Source organism: Chamaesiphon minutus PCC 6605 (assembly GCF_000317145.1).
Taxonomy (GTDB): domain Bacteria; phylum Cyanobacteriota; class Cyanobacteriia; order Cyanobacteriales; family Chamaesiphonaceae; genus Chamaesiphon; species Chamaesiphon minutus.
On record NC_019697.1, the window covers coordinates 4,376,739 to 4,394,910 of the forward strand.

19 protein-coding genes are annotated in these 18,172 nt (G+C 46.7%); 7 read left to right on the top strand and 12 right to left on the bottom strand.

Features of this window, described 5'->3' with window-relative positions:
• Position 1: 1 nt before the first annotated feature.
• From psbA to CHA6605_RS20090, 4 genes are all read right to left on the bottom strand, one after another.
• Positions 2 to 1,084: a photosystem II q(b) protein gene (gene psbA / locus CHA6605_RS20075; protein ID WP_015161219.1), complete on the bottom strand. Its 1,083-nt coding sequence runs from the start codon at positions 1,082 to 1,084 to the stop codon at positions 2 to 4.
• 234 nt (positions 1,085 to 1,318) lie between these two features.
• Positions 1,319 to 1,660, bottom strand: coding sequence for a histidine triad nucleotide-binding protein (locus tag CHA6605_RS20080; protein ID WP_015161220.1), 342 nt, complete (start codon positions 1,658 to 1,660; stop codon positions 1,319 to 1,321).
• A gap of 103 nt (positions 1,661 to 1,763) precedes the next feature.
• Positions 1,764 to 2,807: a Ycf66 family protein gene (locus CHA6605_RS31855; RefSeq protein ID WP_015161221.1), complete on the bottom strand. Its 1,044-nt coding sequence runs from the start codon at positions 2,805 to 2,807 to the stop codon at positions 1,764 to 1,766.
• Positions 2,808 to 2,988: 181 nt separating this feature from the next.
• Positions 2,989 to 3,660, bottom strand: coding sequence for a DUF3386 domain-containing protein (locus CHA6605_RS20090; RefSeq protein ID WP_015161222.1), 672 nt, complete (start codon positions 3,658 to 3,660; stop codon positions 2,989 to 2,991).
• A 95-nt stretch (positions 3,661 to 3,755) separates the two neighbouring features.
• On the opposite strand from CHA6605_RS20090, the gene CHA6605_RS20095 reads away from it, so the two are divergent.
• On the top strand, positions 3,756 to 4,394 hold the full coding sequence (locus CHA6605_RS20095) for a hypothetical protein (protein WP_041548330.1): 639 nt from the start codon (positions 3,756 to 3,758) through the stop codon (positions 4,392 to 4,394).
• 211 nt (positions 4,395 to 4,605) lie between these two features.
• The gene (locus CHA6605_RS20100) at positions 4,606 to 4,989 is read left to right on the top strand and encodes a DUF2358 domain-containing protein (protein ID WP_015161223.1); all 384 of its coding nucleotides are present in this window, start codon (positions 4,606 to 4,608) and stop codon (positions 4,987 to 4,989) included.
• 98 nt (positions 4,990 to 5,087) lie between these two features.
• Here CHA6605_RS20100 and CHA6605_RS20105 read toward each other — a convergent pair whose 3' ends face one another.
• Together CHA6605_RS20105 and psbO are read right to left on the bottom strand one after the other, a co-directional pair.
• Positions 5,088 to 6,287, bottom strand: coding sequence for an argininosuccinate synthase (locus tag CHA6605_RS20105; protein ID WP_015161224.1), 1,200 nt, complete (start codon positions 6,285 to 6,287; stop codon positions 5,088 to 5,090).
• Between the two features lie 226 nt (positions 6,288 to 6,513).
• Positions 6,514 to 7,341 (bottom strand): photosystem II manganese-stabilizing polypeptide, encoded by an 828-nt coding sequence (gene psbO, locus CHA6605_RS20110; RefSeq protein ID WP_015161225.1) that lies wholly within the window; start codon positions 7,339 to 7,341, stop codon positions 6,514 to 6,516.
• 264 nt (positions 7,342 to 7,605) lie between these two features.
• Between psbO and CHA6605_RS20115 the strand changes: the two genes are divergently transcribed.
• Together CHA6605_RS20115 and CHA6605_RS20120 are read left to right on the top strand one after the other, a co-directional pair.
• Positions 7,606 to 7,968 (top strand): hypothetical protein, encoded by a 363-nt coding sequence (locus CHA6605_RS20115; protein WP_015161226.1) that lies wholly within the window; start codon positions 7,606 to 7,608, stop codon positions 7,966 to 7,968.
• A 213-nt stretch (positions 7,969 to 8,181) separates the two neighbouring features.
• Positions 8,182 to 8,760 carry a tetratricopeptide repeat protein gene (locus CHA6605_RS20120; protein WP_015161227.1) on the top strand — a complete coding sequence of 193 codons (579 nt, stop codon included), beginning with the start codon at positions 8,182 to 8,184 and terminating at the stop codon, positions 8,758 to 8,760.
• Positions 8,761 to 8,816: 56 nt separating this feature from the next.
• On the opposite strand, the gene CHA6605_RS20125 is transcribed toward CHA6605_RS20120, so the two are convergent.
• From CHA6605_RS20125 to CHA6605_RS20140, 4 genes are all read right to left on the bottom strand, one after another.
• Positions 8,817 to 10,115: an ATP phosphoribosyltransferase regulatory subunit gene (locus tag CHA6605_RS20125; protein WP_015161228.1), complete on the bottom strand. Its 1,299-nt coding sequence runs from the start codon at positions 10,113 to 10,115 to the stop codon at positions 8,817 to 8,819.
• Between the two features lie 312 nt (positions 10,116 to 10,427).
• Positions 10,428 to 11,342, bottom strand: coding sequence for a J domain-containing protein (locus tag CHA6605_RS20130; protein WP_015161229.1), 915 nt, complete (start codon positions 11,340 to 11,342; stop codon positions 10,428 to 10,430).
• 313 nt (positions 11,343 to 11,655) lie between these two features.
• The gene (locus tag CHA6605_RS20135) at positions 11,656 to 12,504 is read right to left on the bottom strand and encodes an inositol monophosphatase family protein (protein WP_015161231.1); all 849 of its coding nucleotides are present in this window, start codon (positions 12,502 to 12,504) and stop codon (positions 11,656 to 11,658) included.
• Positions 12,505 to 12,640: 136 nt separating this feature from the next.
• The gene (locus CHA6605_RS20140) at positions 12,641 to 12,847 is read right to left on the bottom strand and encodes a hypothetical protein (RefSeq protein WP_015161232.1); all 207 of its coding nucleotides are present in this window, start codon (positions 12,845 to 12,847) and stop codon (positions 12,641 to 12,643) included.
• Positions 12,848 to 13,220: 373 nt separating this feature from the next.
• On the opposite strand from CHA6605_RS20140, the gene CHA6605_RS20145 reads away from it, so the two are divergent.
• The 3 genes from CHA6605_RS20145 to CHA6605_RS20155 all read left to right on the top strand — a co-directional run bounded on the left by CHA6605_RS20145 (position 13,221) and on the right by CHA6605_RS20155 (position 15,924).
• The gene (locus tag CHA6605_RS20145; protein ID WP_015161234.1) at positions 13,221 to 13,595 is read left to right on the top strand and encodes a ferredoxin-thioredoxin reductase catalytic domain-containing protein; all 375 of its coding nucleotides are present in this window, start codon (positions 13,221 to 13,223) and stop codon (positions 13,593 to 13,595) included.
• 203 nt (positions 13,596 to 13,798) lie between these two features.
• Entirely contained in the window at positions 13,799 to 14,449 is a 651-nt protein-coding gene (gene hisIE, locus CHA6605_RS20150) for a bifunctional phosphoribosyl-AMP cyclohydrolase/phosphoribosyl-ATP diphosphatase HisIE (RefSeq protein ID WP_015161235.1), read from the top strand.
• A 182-nt stretch (positions 14,450 to 14,631) separates the two neighbouring features.
• Positions 14,632 to 15,924 (top strand): glutamate-5-semialdehyde dehydrogenase, encoded by a 1,293-nt coding sequence (locus CHA6605_RS20155; protein WP_015161236.1) that lies wholly within the window; start codon positions 14,632 to 14,634, stop codon positions 15,922 to 15,924.
• A gap of 184 nt (positions 15,925 to 16,108) precedes the next feature.
• Here CHA6605_RS20155 and CHA6605_RS20160 read toward each other — a convergent pair whose 3' ends face one another.
• Entirely contained in the window at positions 16,109 to 16,462 is a 354-nt protein-coding gene (locus CHA6605_RS20160; protein WP_015161237.1) for a DUF1257 domain-containing protein, read from the bottom strand.
• Between the two features lie 172 nt (positions 16,463 to 16,634).
• Entirely contained in the window at positions 16,635 to 18,143 is a 1,509-nt protein-coding gene (ycf46, locus tag CHA6605_RS20165; protein WP_015161238.1) for a stress-responsive protein Ycf46, read from the bottom strand.
• Between the last annotated feature and the right edge of the window lie 29 nt (positions 18,144 to 18,172).

Genomic DNA, 18,172 nt, shown 5'->3' on the forward strand with positions numbered 1-18,172 from the left:
ATTAACCGTTGATGGAAGGAGCAGTCAAAGCAACAGGAGTAGCTTCACCAGCAGCCAAGTCGAGCGGGAAGTTGTGAGCATTACGCTCGTGCATTACTTCCATACCCAAGTTAGCGCGGTTGATGATGTCTGCCCAAGTGTTGATGCCACGACCTTGTGAGTCAACTACAGATTGGTTGAAGTTGAAACCGTTGAGGTTGAACGCCATGGTGCTTACACCCAAGGAGGTGAACCAGATTCCAACTACAGGCCATGCACCTAAGAAGAAGTGCAAGGAACGGGAGTTGTTGAAGGAAGCGTATTGGAAGATTAACCGACCGAAGTAGCCGTGTGCTGCGACGATGTTGTATGTTTCTTCTTCTTGTCCGAATTTGTATCCGTAGTTTTGGCTTTCAACTTCAGTTGTTTCCCGAACTAAGGAGGAAGTTACCAAGGAACCGTGCATTGCGGAGAACAAGCTACCACCGAAGACACCTGCTACGCCGAGCATGTGGAAGGGGTGCATTAAGATGTTGTGCTCTGCTTGGAAGACGATCATGAAGTTGAACGTACCGGAGATACCTAAAGGCATACCGTCAGAGAACGAACCTTGACCGATGGGGTAGATTAAGAATACTGCGGTTGCTGCTGCAACAGGTGCAGAGTAAGCAACACAGATCCAAGGACGCATACCTAAACGGTAGGAAAGTTCCCACTCACGACCCATGTAGCAGAATACACCGATCAAGAAGTGGAATACTACGAGTTGGTAAGGACCACCGTTGTACAACCACTCATCGAGGGAAGCAGCTTCCCAGATGGGGTAGAAGTGAAGACCGATTGCGTTGGAAGAAGGAATAACAGCACCAGAAATGATGTTGTTACCGAACATCAAGGAACCAGCAACTGGTTCGCGAATACCATCGATGTCTACAGGAGGAGCAGCGATGAAAGCGATGATGAAACAGATAGTTGCGGAAAGTAATGTAGGAACCATCAGTACACCGAACCAACCAACATAAATGCGGTTTTCGGTGGATGTGATCCAGCTACAAAAACGTTCCCATACATTTGCGCTTTCGCGACGTTGTAAGGTAGTGGTCATTTGTTTATGATTGCTATGAATTTTCAAGGTACGGTGTCGGTTGCCCAACCCATGTCTTCATATTAGAGCATGTGTTGAGGTTTGTAAAGCGTTTTCACAATTTTATTTTTGATTTCGATCGATATCTGGGAAATACAAGGGGATCGCAGCAGAAAACAAAGCTCTAGAACTAGCTTGGAGCCTGTTATTCAGTTAGATTATAAGACTCATAAATAAAATTAATCGATCGTCAGATCAACCGGGCGGCCAAGTCATCATACGTTGACCTAATAAGTGCAGATGTAAGTGAAATACTGTCTGACCGCCATCTTTGCCAGTATTGATAACAATTCGGTAACCTTCTTTCAAACCTTCCTGAGCAGCTACTCTCGCAACTGTTAACAAAAGATAACCTAAAAGTTCGGTATCCTCAGGGGTCGCATCGGCCATCGACACGATCGGACGTTTGGGGATAATTAGAATATGAACGGGTGCTTGCGGATTGACGTCGCGGAAAGCCATTACCAGATCGTCTTCATAGACGATATCTGCCGGAATTTCTTTACGAATGATTTTACTGAAAATAGTTTCGGTCATAAAAGTCTAGCGGGGAGCGGGGGAAAAAATCTGGTTATGAAGATCGAAATTTAGACCTCAGATCGGTATTGCCGATCGATATTCGATCGACTGTTATCTATAATTAGTCTCGATCTGGCTTTCGATCTTCAACTTTGACTGTAGTTTGGGTGGCGTCAGTTGGGGTATTTTTGGCGACGGTTTCTGGGATGAGTGGCGATGATGGCAGTGGTTCTGGAGTGCTAGGCGCGGGTGTCGGCGGCTTCACTGCGCCGCCGAGGGGTTTGGGCGAAGATGGTTTGAGTTCTAATTGAATCCAGGCTTCATCCTCAGGCTGCTCTGGAGTTGTTGATTGAAGATTTGCAGCAGGTTCGGATTTGGTTACTGTTGGAGTCGTCGGTTGAATATTGGAACCAGAATCAGGTTTGGCGGCTAGAGTTGTTGGTTGAGTATTTACGACAGGCTCGGATTTGGGTGCTGTTGGAGTCGTCGGTTGAATATTGGAACCAGAATCGGGTTTTGCTGCTGGATTCTGTGAGGTACTTGTAGAGAGATTGCTCGGCGGTGTGGCAACTGACTGTTTAGCAGGGGGTTGAGGCGGCGATACAACTGATTGCGGCGGTACTTTGGTTGCTTCAGTGACGACAGGCTGTCGAGCTGGCGGAATTTTTACTTCAGAGAGTGGGATCTGGTTTGGTGCGGGTGGCTTGCTCTGACGCGATGGAATGGTTGCTGGTGCGGTGGTATTAGCAGCGACGCTCGCTCCAGGAGATTTTGCAGGCGGGACGCTGGGGGGAGTAGATTTGGTAGAAGTTGCTGTTTTGGCAGGAGGTTTAGCTGCTTTGGGCACCGAAGATCGATTGGCCTCTGGCTCGGCGGTTTTAGCCGTGCTGGTAATTGAAGCTTGCCGCTCGACGGCTACTAATTGGCGGCGCATTTTGACTATTTGCCATGCAAACCATCCCATCAATACAACACTGGAAGTCTGTCCGACTAAGATGCCCCCTGTGACTTGATGTGCATACAGCCATAAGAACAGAGCGTAAAAAAGGCCGACTCCACTCCAAATAAAATCATTTTTGCGATGGATTTCCGGCAATAAGAAGGCTGCGGCGTACAAACCGACGCTACCCGTACCCACCAAGACAGCTAAGATATATGCCAGCATTTTGATATAACACTCCTACAAGCCAACGTCTCTGACTAGATTTAGCATCTCATAATCTTGGTGATTATCCAATGAAAGGCTTTAGGTATTAGGGATTAGCTGTTAGAGAATAGGGTATTTTTTGCCTTGTCCGTATTCCCTAAAGCCTAAAGCCTAAAACCTAAAGCCTAAAGCTTAAAACCTAGACTGTTGCGGCTACAGCTTCGACTCGATCGGGTAATAGCTCGATATTGGTGAAGTTAAACTCAGTAGTAGTAGGCTGCCCATTTTCTTCAGCTTGAATGATTCGCTGACTGAGAATTTGGTAGTTGCCGACTTTTTGATAGTTGTCTTCAAAGACGATCTTACCGCCTTTGACTTCTCCCGTTTGCGGATCGGCATAAACCGAGTCGTAGCGATGAGATAGATAGCCAGCACCAGTATCGTGACTGCTGAAGGTATCGATCGTCACGACGATACCGTGAATGTGACGGTGAACGTGACAGACTTCATTATTACGGAGTTTGTACCGATCGCCTTCAGATTTACCACCCATGAGAATTTCTACTGCACCTGTAGCGTCGGTTTCGCCATAGGAAAAAGTGTTTTTGCCATGAGTTGATTCAAAAGTGCGGCGCACGCGATGGATGGCAACTTCGTTGAGCTGTCCGAGAATGGCTTTGCGAGCTTCTTCATCGTCGATCCCCGCGACCTCAGCACTCAGATTTGCTTTGACGGCAACTGTGCCAGTCAAGACTAGATCGCCATGCTTAAATTCTACTGTGGCAGTGTAGCCAGGAAAATTCGGCTCCCATGTATAGCGATTTTCGTAAGCTGCCTGAAATAGGTCTCGTGCCGATCGTGTTTCTGTCATCTTGTCTAAAATTTTGATTGGGTATGTAATCCTAGTTTAAAGATTTTTCGATCGATTTTCGTCTTAGCAGCATTAGATGCTAAATTACGGGTAAGATGACTATTTCAGACTCCCACCTCTCGATTGCCGATTTACATCCGGTCGCAACGGCTTTTGCGATCGAATGGCATGTATCGCTCTCGGAACTATCTCAACCGCTAGAAGATAAACAAAGACTGGCCGCAGGATTATTATTGCAGCTATCACTAACCATCGATCGCCCGATCGCCAATGTCTGCGTCGAACGAATCGATCGGATCGCTCCCACCGGACGGAATCAAGGGCTAATCGATTTTAAATTAATTTGTCGCCCTGTCGATCGACCTCAAGTTCATCTGGGAATTTGCGTGCTGCCATTTTTAGATCTAGAGCGCGTGGAGGAAGCTTGTACTCGACTTTTGGTGTATAAAGACTTCGGACTCGATCGATTGTGCTTGCTGCGCCAAGACAATTTGATGGCCGATATTCAGCAGTTACCAACTTGCTTACCCAAGTTATTGTCTCCACAGATTGGCGGTCGGTTTATTCCGCTCAGACCTAAAGATATCGTTACGATCCTGACCGTGCTGTCAGTATTTCAGAACAAGCAACAACATCATGTAACGAATGAGATGATTTGTGCTTATTTACGGCAACCAAAATTGTCGGTCGAAAATGAGCTGATTAGCCGTATCGTTCTCACTGCTGGTTCGTAGAAGATAGTGGATAGTGGATAGTGGATCGCTGACTTAAGTTGCTACTTAACTAACCTCAGTTCGGGTTAAGGATATTGGCTTTGCTCCATTACCGCCGCTGATTGAAATCGGGGCGGACTTCGTAGCAAAAGCCGAGACTTCCAGTCTCCAGGCATCTCTTAACCCGAACTGACGTTAACTAGTAAATTTATAAAGTATCGATCGCAAAAATATGGATATTATTACAACTTTACGTCAAGACTATGCCAAATTTCCGTTCGATCAAAGTTATGAGATTTATGCTGAAGACGTATATTTTAAAGACCCACTGACACAATTTCGTGGATTACCTCGCTATCGGAAAACGATCGAGTTTATCCAGAAATGGTTCGAGCATCCGCACTTAGAAATGTATGAAATCGATCGAGTCGATCGACTAATTACCACGCGCTGGTTGTTAAGCTGGAATACACCCCTACCCTGGCATCCAAGGATCGAAATCCCTGGCAAAAGCGAACTAACACTCAATGATGCAGATTTAATTATCAGTCATATCGACTACTGGGATCGATCGCCCCTAGATGTTTTGAAGCAGCACTTTAAGATTAGTGGATAATGGATGGTGAATGGTGGATAAGTGAGAAGGCTGGGAAAGGGGAGCATTTTTTTCTAAATCCAAAATCCAAAATCCATCACCCATCCACCCATCCACTCCTATCTGTTCCGCTGTGACCAGACTCGTGTCGGTAGACCCCAGACATAGATAAAGCCTTCAGCCGCTTTGTGGTCGAAGAGATCGTCTTCGCCGTAGGTAGCTAAGTCCATATCGTAGAGACTGTAATCTGACTTCCGTCCGACCATCGTTGCATTGCCCTTAAATAGCTTAATCCGGATGGTTCCAGAAACTCTGGCTTGGGTTTGCTCGATAAAGGCATCTAAGGCAGCTTTAAGGGGCGAATACCACAGACCGTTGTAAACAATTTTGCTGTAAGTCTCTTCAATCCCCCGTTTGTATTGGGTGACATCGCCAGTGAGGGTAAGACTCTCTAGCTCTCGGTGTGCTTGGATCAGCACGGATAAGGCGGGAACTTCATAGATTTCTCGCGATTTGATACCGACGAGCCGATTTTCTACCATGTCGATGCGGCCAATACCGTGATTGCCGACTAGTTGATTCAATTTGGTAATCAGACTTACGGGATTTAGAGCTTCACCATCGATACTAACTGGACTACCCCGATCGAAGCCAATTTCGATGTATTCTGGTTCGTTAGGCGTATTCTCGATCGCTTTGGTGAGGGCGTAAACTTCTTCTAGGGGTTCTACCCAAGGGTCTTCGAGCGGCCCAGCTTCGATACTACGACCCAATAAATTAAGATCCACACTGTAGGGTGAAGATTTTTTCACGGGTGATGGAATCCCGCATTTTTCGCCATACGCAATCGTTTGTTCGCGGCTCATCCCCCATTCCCGGGCCGGGGCTAGCACTTTTAAATTAGGATTGAGAGCGGCGATGGATACGTCAAATCGCACTTGGTCATTACCTTTGCCCGTACAACCGTGAGCCACGGCATCGGCACCATATTCTTCAGCGGCTTCAACTAGCAATTTAGCAATCAAGGGACGCGCTAGAGCTGTCGAAAGTGGATAGCGATTTTCGTAGAGAGCATTTGCCTTGAGTGCGGGAAACGCATAATCGGCGATAAAACGTTCTGTCGCATTGGCAACCAGCGACACGCTCGCACCAGAATTTAAAGCTTTTTGGCGAATCGGTTCTAATTCATCTCCCTGTCCCAAATCTGCGGCAAGGGTAATTACTTCTTCGACCCCCCACTCTTGTTTGAGATAGGGAATACACACAGATGTGTCTACCCCACCAGAATAAGCAAGCACAACTTTTTTAGCACGACCCATAGTGTAGTTTCACCTCGATAACGAGTTTTCATTATAGGGGATAGGGGGTAGGGAATAGGGGGATAGGGGATAGGGGATAGGGGGTAGGGGGTAGGGAAAATCAGTCTTTAAAAACAACAGGTGCCGTATCGTTAACGATACGGCACCTGTGAAGATATCTAAGTCGATCGAAGATAAAGTCTGGAGCTAGAAACTATCCCCTGTCCCCTATCCCCTATTCCCTAGATTAAGATTTAGCTTCTAAACGAGCGTAGAATAGACCGCGAATTTTGACTTCCTTAGGATCTAGAGCACCTAAGTCGGTATCGGAAGGTTGTTCGCTTTCAAAAATCCCGGCGATTTCGCCAGTGGCACTGTTGACCTTGGCAACTTCAAAGTTGATTTTACCTTTTCCAGTCTGAGCGCGTTTGGTATTTTTGCGATCGCCTTCACGGCTTTTGGCTTCGGCTTGAAGAGCGTTGGCGTTGTCGTAACCACTGGCAACACCGCGACCTTTAGGATCGAGGAACACCGAACCGCGATAGGAGGGCACTTTGTACTCGCCTGCGAAATCAGTTGAAGTATTGATACTTTCGACTCCAGGTTGACTACTTGCAGTTAACTCTTTAACGGTAAACAAGAAAGGTACTAGCTCTCCCCCAGGCATCTTGACTGTGATAGCTTGGAAGTCAATTCCGTCCTCTTCTTTGAAAGTCAGGGTGCGATCGTCAGACAAAGACACCGTACCTCTAATCTGGTCGAGACTAGAAGTCGCGCGGGTGACTAGCTTACCAGCTACAAATTCTGCTTCTTGACGTTTGTTTTGAGGTTCTTCTTTAACAAAGTAATTGGTGGGTTGGATGCACATATCCACAAACTGGTAAGTCTTGGCTGCATCCAGCGGAATGGCTCCTCGGCTAGTGTCGTCGATGACAGGACAATTGTTAGCCAGCCCCGTGCCCCGAATATCTTCATAAGTAAGTACAGTTGTTGCCGATACGGGCGCATCACTGCAAGCCGTCAACAAGCCAATACAGATGGCTAGGAGAGCGGCGACTAATCCGCGAAATTTCATGATTAACCTCAATCTTCGATAATAATTTATGTTATTACAGTCTTTGTCTGTGAGTGAGTAGTCGATCGAAAGTAATCTTCGAGATTGTGTTCGATCGTTACTATGGACACAGTAAGATAATTGTCTTGTCGATCGGTATTTTACAACGCGCGTGCCTTCTACATACCATCTATGGGCAAATGAATTGCGAATATTTATTTGCAGGTGTAGCCTTACAGCTCAAAATATAAATTTATATTAATATTATTTGACAAAATAACTCAAATGAAAACAAATGACGACTCATCTTTACCATCTCAACTGACATCAAATGGACTGCCGTCGGCATCCACACTCACCAAACCACCGATCGAGCATCTCGATGAAGTGGTCGATCGCATCCACGAACTGGCGGAGCTACACCAAACCGATCCGCTGGCACTACTGCAACTGTTACGTACCTTAGAGCAACTGCATCGCGATATTCAACAAGGTTATTTTCAGTCTGCTCTACCAAATAGCCGTCAATCATTGTACGCGCTGTTGCGAGATATTGAGGAAAATGGGGGCTGGCCTTATATTCAAAGGTGGAAACTCCAAGATTTAATTGCTAATTTAGCTGAATTAGAAAGTAGTACGTCGGATTGAGACGGTCATTCACCTGCTAACGATTGAGAAATATTGGAATGTTTTAGATTAAGTAATTCGGCTGGACTTTACAAACGAACTATCAACCAATTTGTTGAAACTGGTAGAATTTTCATTGTAAATCAAGTACTACTTGAGTCGAGTGGCCTGCTGCCCGAGCGCAGCAATAGAGCATAAAATCACAGCCAATCTTCCCCAGCTCTAAGCATAAGTATGATTGCGTTGCTACAGATTGAGATGACATTGAAAAATGAAAATATGCACGACCACCTAAATGACCAACCAGACATTCCGATCGATTCTCATCCAGAGCTGCAACAATATCCTCAAACTGCCCGTGAGTACTACAATCGTGGTCGTTCTCGCGATCTGGGCGGCGATCGCGAGGGTGCGCTGGCCGATTATAATTGCACGATTCAACTCGATCCTAATTATGCCAAAGCTTATGTCAATCGCGGATTGTTGCGCGATCGATTGGGTGACAGGCAAGGTGCATTAGCTGATTACGATCGAGCCATCCAGCTCGACGAGCGCAGTACGATTAGTTATTATAATCGCGGTAATGTTCGTTATCGCTTAGAGGATCTTCATGGTGCTTTAGTCGATTACGATCGGGCGATCGAATTAGATAACACGCGGGCAAAAATTTATTATAATCGTGGGATCGTGCGCGTTTATTTGGGCGATCGGCAAGGTGGGATCGAAGATCTTCAAACCGCCGCCAACCTTTTTCGCCAGCAAGATCGCGACTGGGATTATCAACGCACGCTCGACAAAATTCAGGAACTATAAAATTTGTCGATACGCGTTGGCTGCGGCTGTGTTTGTTTTGTTATAACTGCTTGGAGCTACTCCGATCCTAATGCTTCAACTTTAACTTCCTCATTGCTTACCCAAGCAATCCGAGCGGTACCGCGATCGATCGCGATTTGCCGGATTTGAGCTAAATCGCCGTCATCGAGATACATTTCCACCCGTACCAATTCGGGTGTCGATCTCAACTGGCGAGCGTAACTCAGTGCGGCGGCGGTGGCTGTCGGGGTCGCGGCGACTACTAGCCAGTCTGATTTGGCCGTGTAGTGGGGCATGGCGGGGTTGGTTTGTAAGACTTGCTGTAAATCTTCGATATTCAATGCAAAGCCGATGCCAGGGAAGTTTTGGCCTTGTGGGTGATATAAAGCCAGCAATTTGTCGTACCGTCCGCCTTTACCGAGAATACAAGCGCGATCTTCGGTGATGCTCACGGCTTCAAAGACGATACCCGTATAGTAATCAAAAGTTTGGATCGAGCTGAGATCGAGAATTAATGGGATCTGAGCGTTGGTAGTAGTAGCTAATAATTCAACTACCATTTGGAGATGGGCAATTGTCGCTTGACTGCGAGCATCTAGTTCTAGTTTCGCTAATTGTGTCAGTACTAGTGCGGGATTGCCGCGCAGATCGATCAGGCAAAGGGCTAATTCTTGCTGTTGGGGTGTGAGGGGTAGCTGCTCTAGCGTAACGCGATCGAGATGTGCCACACACCGTCGAATTTGGGTCTGAAATTCACTAGGAAATTGGGTGAGTAACGCGCGACTCAAGCCTGCTTCGCCTAAAATTATCTGCCAATTAGGAACTGCTAAAGATGTCAAGCAGTCTATCATCAGGAGGATGGCTTCCACATCGGCACGGATGCCACCAACGCCTAATAGTTCGATGCCAGCTTGATAAAATTCGTGTTGTCGCCCGTGATGTTCGGGATCGGATTTGAGGAAGACATTGGTGTTGTAGTACAATCGTTGCGGGTAAATGTCTCCCATCCGTGCTACGGCAGCGCGCGCGATCGAAGCTGTTAATTCTGGGCGCAAACCAAGGGTCCCGCCATCGATGGCCGGAATTTGAATCACGCTGTCGCGATCGACCGCACCGCCTGCTGTCAAGGTTTCTAATCGCTCTAGGGTGGAAGTAATAATCCGGTGATATCCCCAGCGATGAAATACATCTTGAATTCCTTTTTCTACCCACCGTTTTTGAGCGACATCGAGAGGTAGTAGATCCCTAGCACCGGGCGCGTAAAAGTTTGTCGGCCCAGTTTCTGCTCTAGAATAGCGTGGTGTGGGCAGCTCGCTGGGTTCGGCGAGAGAATTATTGGGATGGGGATCGGTCATGTGTTTAGGATTAGCAACAGGCAACTTCCTAATTTTAGTGGATAGTGCGTCGCTGCCAGTGTGAGTTGGAGATCGTTATGCAAGTTTCTAGTCTAGATTTACTGGTGCTAGTAGACTCCGGATCTAGGGGAGCGATGTGTGCTTTACATAAGTACATTCATTCAGTTATCGGTGGTGGGTAAATGTGTGGATTTTGAAGGTCGATCGATAAATTATGACAATATGGGCGTTGCCGCTAATCATTCGCCGCATCCTCCGTCCCCTCATCTTCCTCTCTCACTGTTTCCCCTTCTCCCTGTCTCCCCATCGATCTTACTTTTTGCCAAACAATCCGCTAAACATCCCTTCGCTGGGTTTCTTAGGGGGATTCTTGCCGCCAGAACCGTTAGTCTTGGGATTGGATAGTCGCTCAAATTCTTGCTTGGCTTGGATGACTTGGGGGTCTTTGGGCGCGAGTTGGATAGCTTTGTTAATCGAAATTTTGGCCATTGTCATTTGTTTTTGATGCATGTACACCAATCCCAACAAAGTATGTGCGCGGACATTATTAGGTTCGGCACTGATGACTTCTTTAATTTCTGGTACTGCTTTTGCCCAATTTTTATTGATCGTGTAATCCTCAGCTCTACGGAGCGCACCTTCAATTGGCGATGGTTTGGCCAATTCGGTGGAGGCGGAGTTTGTCTCCTTCGCGGGAGTAGATTTACTACTATTTACCGCTGTTGGGGGGGTAGATCTTACCGACTGTAACTGTCTGCGTAACAGATACACCATGTTTAGCTCGCTGATTTGATTAATCGTCTGCTCGCTTTGGTTTAATTGAATGTATTGTTGGCTGACTAGTTGCTGGAGGAGTCGATCGTAAACTTGCTCGAAGTCTGCACCACTTTGGTAAAGTTGTTGGCACAAAGGATCGATAATTTGTACTTGATTACCTTCTTCTAAGAGTCTTTTACCAAACAGTTCTAGCATGATGATCTGCTCTTGAAGTTGAGATTGACGAGACAGTTGACCGTATGCATGGGTAATTAGTCGCGAAAATAGTCTTACCGCCATTTGTCGCTCTGTGTCAGTTTTCCATTGGGCACAGTCGGGATGCAACAATCTGGCTACGGCTTGATAGCGTTCTCTGATGTCTACTTCTTGAGCATTTACACTCACGCCTAGAATAGCGTGTCGATCGATAAAGTCATACTGAAATAGTCCGCGATCTAATTGAAAACTCATATACTTTGGTGCGCAGCAACAGGAGTCTTGTGGGGTGGTGTACGCCCAACTCGGAGTTCAGCTCTCAGCAGCAGATCTAGGTTCCCTGGTCGGTAACGCTCTCTAGCTCGATGACACTGCTACTCATTTGGAGTCCTGGGCTTGCCAGTAACTCAGTGGGGTACATCATATATATATTCCCCATTTCGCAGCTAATATTCACGTTTGCTCGAAATTTTTTTAAATCATAAGCGGGGAGCGGGGAAGATGGGGAGAGTGGGAGAATAAAGAACGCAGTTCTAAAGCCTAACGCTTAGAGCCTAAAGCCCACCCTCTACCCTCTACTCTCTAACCAAGACCAAGGTTCGATCTTGGTAACATAGAGTAATTCTTGACTCAATTCGTCGTGTAATTTGCCATTAGTCGCGAGAATGCGACCCGATCGAATATCGAAGGGACTGCGATCGTAAGCGGTAATCGTGCCGCCAGCAGCCTCGACAATGGCCACGCCAGCCGCCAAATCCCAGGGAGACAGTCCCCGTTCCCAATAGCCGTCCAATCGCCCACAGGCGACGTAAGCTAGGTCTATGGATGCTGCGCCAGCACGTCTGACGCCTTGAGTGATATGGGTCAGATAACAAAATTCTTGATAGTTATTATCTGGGGTTTCGCGGCGATCGTAAGCAAATCCAGTCACTAGTAAACTTTTGGCTAATTTATCGACATTGGAAACGCAGATCGAGCGGTCGTTACAGGTCGCACCGATACCGATTGCACCAGCAAATAGTTCGCGATGAAAAGGGTCGTAGATCGCGCCGACTGTTGGGACGCCATTTATTAGTAATCCGATCGAAGCTGCCGAAAATGGGTATTGATGCGCGTAATTCGTCGTTCCATCTAATGGATCGATCGCCCATAGGTATTCGGCATTCAAATCGCCAAATTGACCGGATTCTTCGGCCAAAATCGAATGCTCTGGAAAGTTTTGTCGCAATATCTCTAAGATGACTGCTTCGGCTTGCCGATCGGCTTCTGTGACCAAATCGCCAGGACGATCCTTTTCGACGATCGACTCCAATTTACCCCAACAGGCTTGTAATACCTCACCCGCTGCTAATGCTGCTGCTTTGGCTACTTCTAAATAAGCCGCTACGCGCTCGGTCGATTGTTGGGGAGAGTTCATTTGCACGGATTTATCATCTAATTATGTACAGTCGGTATTGTACCTTACCACCGCTGCTACTTGCCCTGGCCAATTCAATGAAAAACTCCCCTAACTGGTCAAGGGAGGGCAATGTCTAATTAAGTTTTTTTGGTAATTAATTCGCGTTACTATTCACGGGAATATTACCGATTAATTCGTACTGTCTTTTAGTTTCGATGTAAAACTGACGATGGGGCTGTAACTGTTGATAATAAAGTCCGATTCCTTGTTGAATGACCAATGCTGGGTCTTGGTTTGTTTGTTTTTGGATTTCGTCTAATTGGCGGGCTGTTTCAGCGTCTACTTGGATTATGAGTTGCATGTATAAAGCCTCGTTGTATATTTAATAGTATCATTAATATTACCCAATAGGTTTTATTCCTATCTCAGTCGATCGATAGATATTAGTAAATTTAATCTAAATATTAATATATTCGATCGAATGGTCAAGAAAAGTAACAAAAAAGACATTTATGGGCAGTTATATTTTGCTTTTAAAATAGTTATTATTAGGGCGATTTTATTTAGCACTAGAAGTCATAATGGATCTCAATCGCAGCGCGGTATCGATCGGGAGAACACCATCAGCACTTAGATACTCATTTAGAATGATGACAACTTACGATCGATCGATCGCCAGATGACAAGTTTTTCGCTAAAATGCTAGAGCAAGCGATCGCGCACTCACTAACTCGATGGTCATGAACCCAGCAGCAGCAAAGGAAAATAGTGTTATAAATAATGAGCCGAGCGACAAAACACTCGAAGCGATGAGACATTTCTCCGAAACTTACGCCAAAAACACGGATACGTACTTCTGTGTGGATCTTTCGGTAACCGCCGTCGTCATTAAGGGATTGGCGAAAAACAAGGAAGAACTGGGTTCGCCCCTTTGCCCCTGTCGTCATTACGAAGACAAAGAAGCTGAAGTCAAAGCTGCATTCTGGAACTGTCCCTGCGTCCCCATGCGCGAACGCAAGGAATGTCATTGTATGTTATTCCTGACGCCAGACAATGATTTTGCTGGCAATATTCAGGAGATCGCTCTTGAAGAAGTCAAAGCGGTTTAGTAGGGATTAGGCTTTAGGCTTTAGGTTTTAGGCTTTAGGTTTTAGCGTTAAACAAGGGACGGAACCACATACCAGTAAACCAATCGCGTTAATCCAAAAATTCTGTTAATCCCGGTGATGCTGAACGTGCGAGCGTCAAAATGGTAAAATATATCATGTGGATTAACGACCACTAGATCTTCACTACTCCGAGTTTCAACCTCATGTCCGTCGATGAATCTGCCAGTCTGCGTCGAGCTATTCCGATCGATCGGATTAAATACGACGATCGGGGTTTAGTTCCTGCCATCATTCAAGATTACTTGGATGGAACTGTGCTGATGATGGCATGGATGAATAGCGAATCTTTGGCTAAGACTTTAGACACAGGCGAAACCTGGTTCTGGAGTCGATCGCGCCAAGAATTTTGGCACAAGGGCGCAACCAGCGGACACATTCAACACGTCAAAGATATTCGCTATGATTGCGATAGCGACGCGCTGTTGATTTCGGTCGAGCAAGTCGGCGACATTGCCTGTCATACTGGCGAACGGAGTTGCTTCCATCAAATCGATACCAACACAGTCGCACCACCCGCCGATACCCTCTCAGACTTATATCAGACAATTTGCGATCGCCGCGACAATCCCCGCGAGGGTTCCTATACCCAATCACTATTTGCAGGCGGGGACAATAAAATTCTTAAAAAAATTGGCGAAGAAGCAGTTGAAGTCGTGATGGCATGTAAAGACGATCGCGCCCCCGAAATTGCAGGTGAAGCCGCAGATCTGTTCTATCATACCCTCGTCGCTCTCGCCCACCATCGCGTTAGCATCCGCGACGTCTATCGCGAACTCCAAAAACGAAGGAAGTAAATGCAGTAGTGGATAGTGGATAGTAGATAGAGAAGATAGCAATCATAATTGAGAAGCTGTACCCTCTTTTTTCTTGCTTTGCGCTCTCTGCGCCTCGACGATCGGAATTGCTTAGTCAATAGTGAATAGTGGGTAGTGAACCGAAAGTAGGGTGGGCATTGTCCACCATGTAAAAATACGCCATGTTGACAGAAATTGCCCAGAAAACTCGACTAGCCGCTCAACAGTTAGCCAGTCTCTCAGCGACAGCTAAAAATGCCGCCATCGAAGCAATTGCCGCATCGTTAGAACACTATGCCGCTGAAATTGTCGCGGCTAATGCAATCGATTGTCAAGCTGCTGAGGGTGAAATCGCTCCAGCTTTGTACGCCCGATTGAAACTAGATGCCACCAAACTCAAAGGCGCGATTGTCGGCGTGCGGGATGTGGGCAAATTAGCAGATCCAGTGGGTCGAATTCAGATCCATCGCGAAATCGATGCCGGACTGATTATGCGGCGGGTAAGCTGTCCTGTCGGTGTTTTAGGCGTAATTTTTGAGGCTCGTCCCGATGCCGTGATTCAGATTGCCAGTTTGGCAATTAAATCGGGTAACGGTGTCATTTTAAAAGGCGGACGGGAAGCGATCGAGTCTTGTACCGTATTGGTTAGAGCAATTAAAGCGGGATTAGCGCAGTCGGAAGTCGATCCCGATGCGATTCAACTTTTGACTACCCGCGCCGAAACTAGCGAACTACTCAAATTAGATCGCTATGTCGATCTAATTATTCCGCGTGGTTCTAATGAATTTGTCAAATACGTTCGAGATAATACCCGCATCCCCGTTTTGGGACACGCGGATGGCATCTGTCATTTATACATCGATCGAGAAGCGGATTTCGAGAAAGCAATCGAGATTGCCATCGATGCCAAAACCCAGTATCCCGCAGCTTGTAACGCGATCGAAACTCTCCTAATCGATCGCGCGATCGCTGGCGATTTTTTACCGATAATTATCGATAAACTCCAGGCTCATGGCGTCGAAATTCGCCTGAGCGAATTTGGACATCAAATCTTGGGAAACGAACTGCATCTAACTGTTGATTTAGCAATTGCTACCGATTGGGCAACAGAATATAGCGATCTGATTATCGCTATTCAAATCGTCCCCGATCTCGAAGCCGCGATCGCGCATATTAATACTTATGGTTCGCGACATACCGATAGCATTGTGACCGAAAATGCTAATACTGCCAAAGTATTTAGCGATCGAGTCGATGCCGCGAATGTCTTTCACAATTGTTCGACCCGATTTTCTGACGGATTTCGCTATGGGTTTGGTGCCGAAGTTGGCATCAGTACTCAAAAAATGCCCCCGCGCGGGCCAGTTGGTTTAGAAGGATTGGTAACTTATAAATATCAACTCAGCGGCGACGGACATATCGCCGCTACATACACGGGAGAAAATGCCAAACCGTTCACACATCGAGATATCTAATTCAGTCCAGACGTCGCATCAGAAAGTATATTGTTAACTTCGATCGCAATAATCTCGATCGTTGCAAATACGACTAGTGATTTTACCAGTAGCGACTGAAGTCGCTGGATAACTAACCACAAAAATGGGTCGATCCTAAATTAGGATCGACCCATGGGTTTGGGTACTAACAAAACTTCGCCTATTATTGAAGAACCAGAGTAACATTGGCGTTCTGTAGACCACCACGTTGTTGAACTTCAGAGAGAGTTTTGTTAACTGCGTACTTTTGGTTGATCGAGTTGATTAACTCAGTTTGGTTGTGCTTTTTGGCAACGCCCCAAAGGTCAGCAATTAAGTCGAAAGAACCATCAGCATTGCGAGACCAACCTAGATCGTACTCGCCTTCCAAGATAGCGACGATATCAGCGCGGACGCGTTGACCTTGGTAGCCACGTAGGTCTGTTTCGGTCTTAACGTTGATGCCAAGGTCGCGCAAAGAAGTTTTGAGGATTTCTGCGTCGGTGATTTTGGTACGGAGAGTGCTAAAGTGAGACATATCGGTTTCCTCCAATAAAAGTGAGTTAGGCGAAACGACAACTTGAACTGTTCTGGCAAGCGATCGATCTTGTCATTCGATCGCTTTCGGTCTCCTTGCTAGTTTCGATAGGCTAATAGTTCCCCATATCGAGCTGACTAGCACCTTGACTCCGCAATGCGGAGCAAGCTTGTTAAAACTCCAGTCGATGATATTCAGCGACTGAGGCAGCGGCGGGACGCGCTCGCTGTCTTGCCCAATCTCGCAAAGCAGTCACCTGCTCTGTCATTGTCCGCGAGAGGGGCAGAGTAGCTTTAATGGCTGCGATGATGTCCAATTGCGTAAACTCTCGGTTTTGAGCGAAAGCATCATACATTGCCGCGATTAAAGCTTGTTCTATTTCAGCACCTGAGAATCCATCGGCAACTTTGGCTAGTTGCGGTAGGTCGAAACGATCGAGGTCTCGGTTGCGCTTACTCAAGTGAATTCTAAATACAGCTTCGCGTTCGGCCTGAATTGGTAAGTCCACAAAGAAGATTTCATCAAATCGGCCTTTGCGTAAGAACTCACCAGGCAGTCGTTCGACACGATTGGCTGTGGCCATCACGAAGATGGGCGATGTTTTTTCCTGCATCCAAGTCAGGAAAGATCCAAAGATCCGGCTGGAAGTACCACCATCGGAGTCACCAGAACCAGCCGTCCCAGCAAATGCCTTATCGAGTTCGTCGATAAACAAGATCGCGGGAGAAATTGATTCGGCTGTCTTGAGCGCGCCGCGTAGGTTAGCTTCAGAGCGTCCGACAGTCGAGCCGTCGTAAACTCGACCCATGTCCAATCTCAGCAGCGGTAATCCCCACAGTCTGGATGTAGTCTTGGCAATTAGTGACTTCCCACAACCTGGTATGCCCAGAATTAGCATCCCTTTGGGTTGGGGTAGTCCGTAAGTTCGCGCCCGTTCGGTGAAAGCACCAGAACGTTGTACCAGCCAGCCTTTAAGTTCCTCCAGTCCACCTACCGAGTCGATGGTTTCATCTTCTTCGATAAATTCGAGGATACCGTTGCGGCGAATGAGCTGCTTCTTCTCTGACAAAACTATATCAACTTCGGCTTCGGTAATTTTGCCGCGTTTGACATATGCCTTGCGATAGACTTTTTCAGCTTCATCTTTAGTCAAGCCTAGCGAAGCTTTGAGTAATTTCTCTTTGCCTTCGTTGGAAAGACGATTTTGCCGGGTACGGTCTAGCTGTTGCGTCAAAACCCTATCTAGTGCAGTCAGATCGGGCAATGCAAAATCGAGAACTACGACTTCTTTTTCCAATTCGATCGGAATTTGCTGAACTGGTGACATCAGAATAATCACTTTCTGCGTACCTTGGAATCCAGCAATCGCATCGCGCAGCCAGCGGGTTACCGCAGCCGAATCTTTAAAAGGATGTAAATCCTTAAAGATAAAGATTGCTGGCTCCTTGTGTCTGGTCGTCCACTCGATCGCTGCTTCAGGCGAGATCGTGTTGTGTTGTGTCGTTCTAGCTTGTCCGTACTCCACCATCCCGTGTGTCAATGTCCACACGTAAAGCTTACGGGGTTCGTGCTTCATCTGCGAAATCTTGGCAATTTCTTTTTCAGCACGATCTTCCTCTGCTGTGACGAGATAGATGAGTGGGTATTGAGCTTGGATGAGAATGTTTAGCTCTTCTTGCATGACTATCTGTCCTCGAAAGATGGTGACTA

Bases quoted from the DNA above. Each gene is read 5' to 3' on its own strand.
- psbA (WP_015161219.1), bottom strand. From the start codon at position 1,084: ATGACCACTACCTTACAACGTCGCGAAAGCGCAAATGTATGGGAACGT.
- CHA6605_RS20080 (WP_015161220.1), bottom strand. From the start codon at position 1,660: ATGACCGAAACTATTTTCAGTAAAATCATTCGTAAAGAAATTCCGGCA.
- CHA6605_RS31855 (WP_015161221.1), bottom strand. From the start codon at position 2,807: ATGCTGGCATATATCTTAGCTGTCTTGGTGGGTACGGGTAGCGTCGGT.
- CHA6605_RS20090 (WP_015161222.1), bottom strand. From the start codon at position 3,660: ATGACAGAAACACGATCGGCACGAGACCTATTTCAGGCAGCTTACGAA.
- CHA6605_RS20095 (WP_041548330.1), top strand. From the start codon at position 3,756: ATGACTATTTCAGACTCCCACCTCTCGATTGCCGATTTACATCCGGTC.
- CHA6605_RS20100 (WP_015161223.1), top strand. From the start codon at position 4,606: ATGGATATTATTACAACTTTACGTCAAGACTATGCCAAATTTCCGTTC.
- CHA6605_RS20105 (WP_015161224.1), bottom strand. From the start codon at position 6,287: ATGGGTCGTGCTAAAAAAGTTGTGCTTGCTTATTCTGGTGGGGTAGAC.
- psbO (WP_015161225.1), bottom strand. From the start codon at position 7,341: ATGAAATTTCGCGGATTAGTCGCCGCTCTCCTAGCCATCTGTATTGGC.
- CHA6605_RS20115 (WP_015161226.1), top strand. From the start codon at position 7,606: ATGAAAACAAATGACGACTCATCTTTACCATCTCAACTGACATCAAAT.
- CHA6605_RS20120 (WP_015161227.1), top strand. From the start codon at position 8,182: ATGATTGCGTTGCTACAGATTGAGATGACATTGAAAAATGAAAATATG.
- CHA6605_RS20125 (WP_015161228.1), bottom strand. From the start codon at position 10,115: ATGACCGATCCCCATCCCAATAATTCTCTCGCCGAACCCAGCGAGCTG.
- CHA6605_RS20130 (WP_015161229.1), bottom strand. From the start codon at position 11,342: ATGAGTTTTCAATTAGATCGCGGACTATTTCAGTATGACTTTATCGAT.
- CHA6605_RS20135 (WP_015161231.1), bottom strand. From the start codon at position 12,504: ATGAACTCTCCCCAACAATCGACCGAGCGCGTAGCGGCTTATTTAGAA.
- CHA6605_RS20140 (WP_015161232.1), bottom strand. From the start codon at position 12,847: ATGCAACTCATAATCCAAGTAGACGCTGAAACAGCCCGCCAATTAGAC.
- CHA6605_RS20145 (WP_015161234.1), top strand. From the start codon at position 13,221: ATGGTCATGAACCCAGCAGCAGCAAAGGAAAATAGTGTTATAAATAAT.
- hisIE (WP_015161235.1), top strand. From the start codon at position 13,799: ATGTCCGTCGATGAATCTGCCAGTCTGCGTCGAGCTATTCCGATCGAT.
- CHA6605_RS20155 (WP_015161236.1), top strand. From the start codon at position 14,632: ATGTTGACAGAAATTGCCCAGAAAACTCGACTAGCCGCTCAACAGTTA.
- CHA6605_RS20160 (WP_015161237.1), bottom strand. From the start codon at position 16,462: ATGTCTCACTTTAGCACTCTCCGTACCAAAATCACCGACGCAGAAATC.
- ycf46 (WP_015161238.1), bottom strand. From the start codon at position 18,143: ATGCAAGAAGAGCTAAACATTCTCATCCAAGCTCAATACCCACTCATC.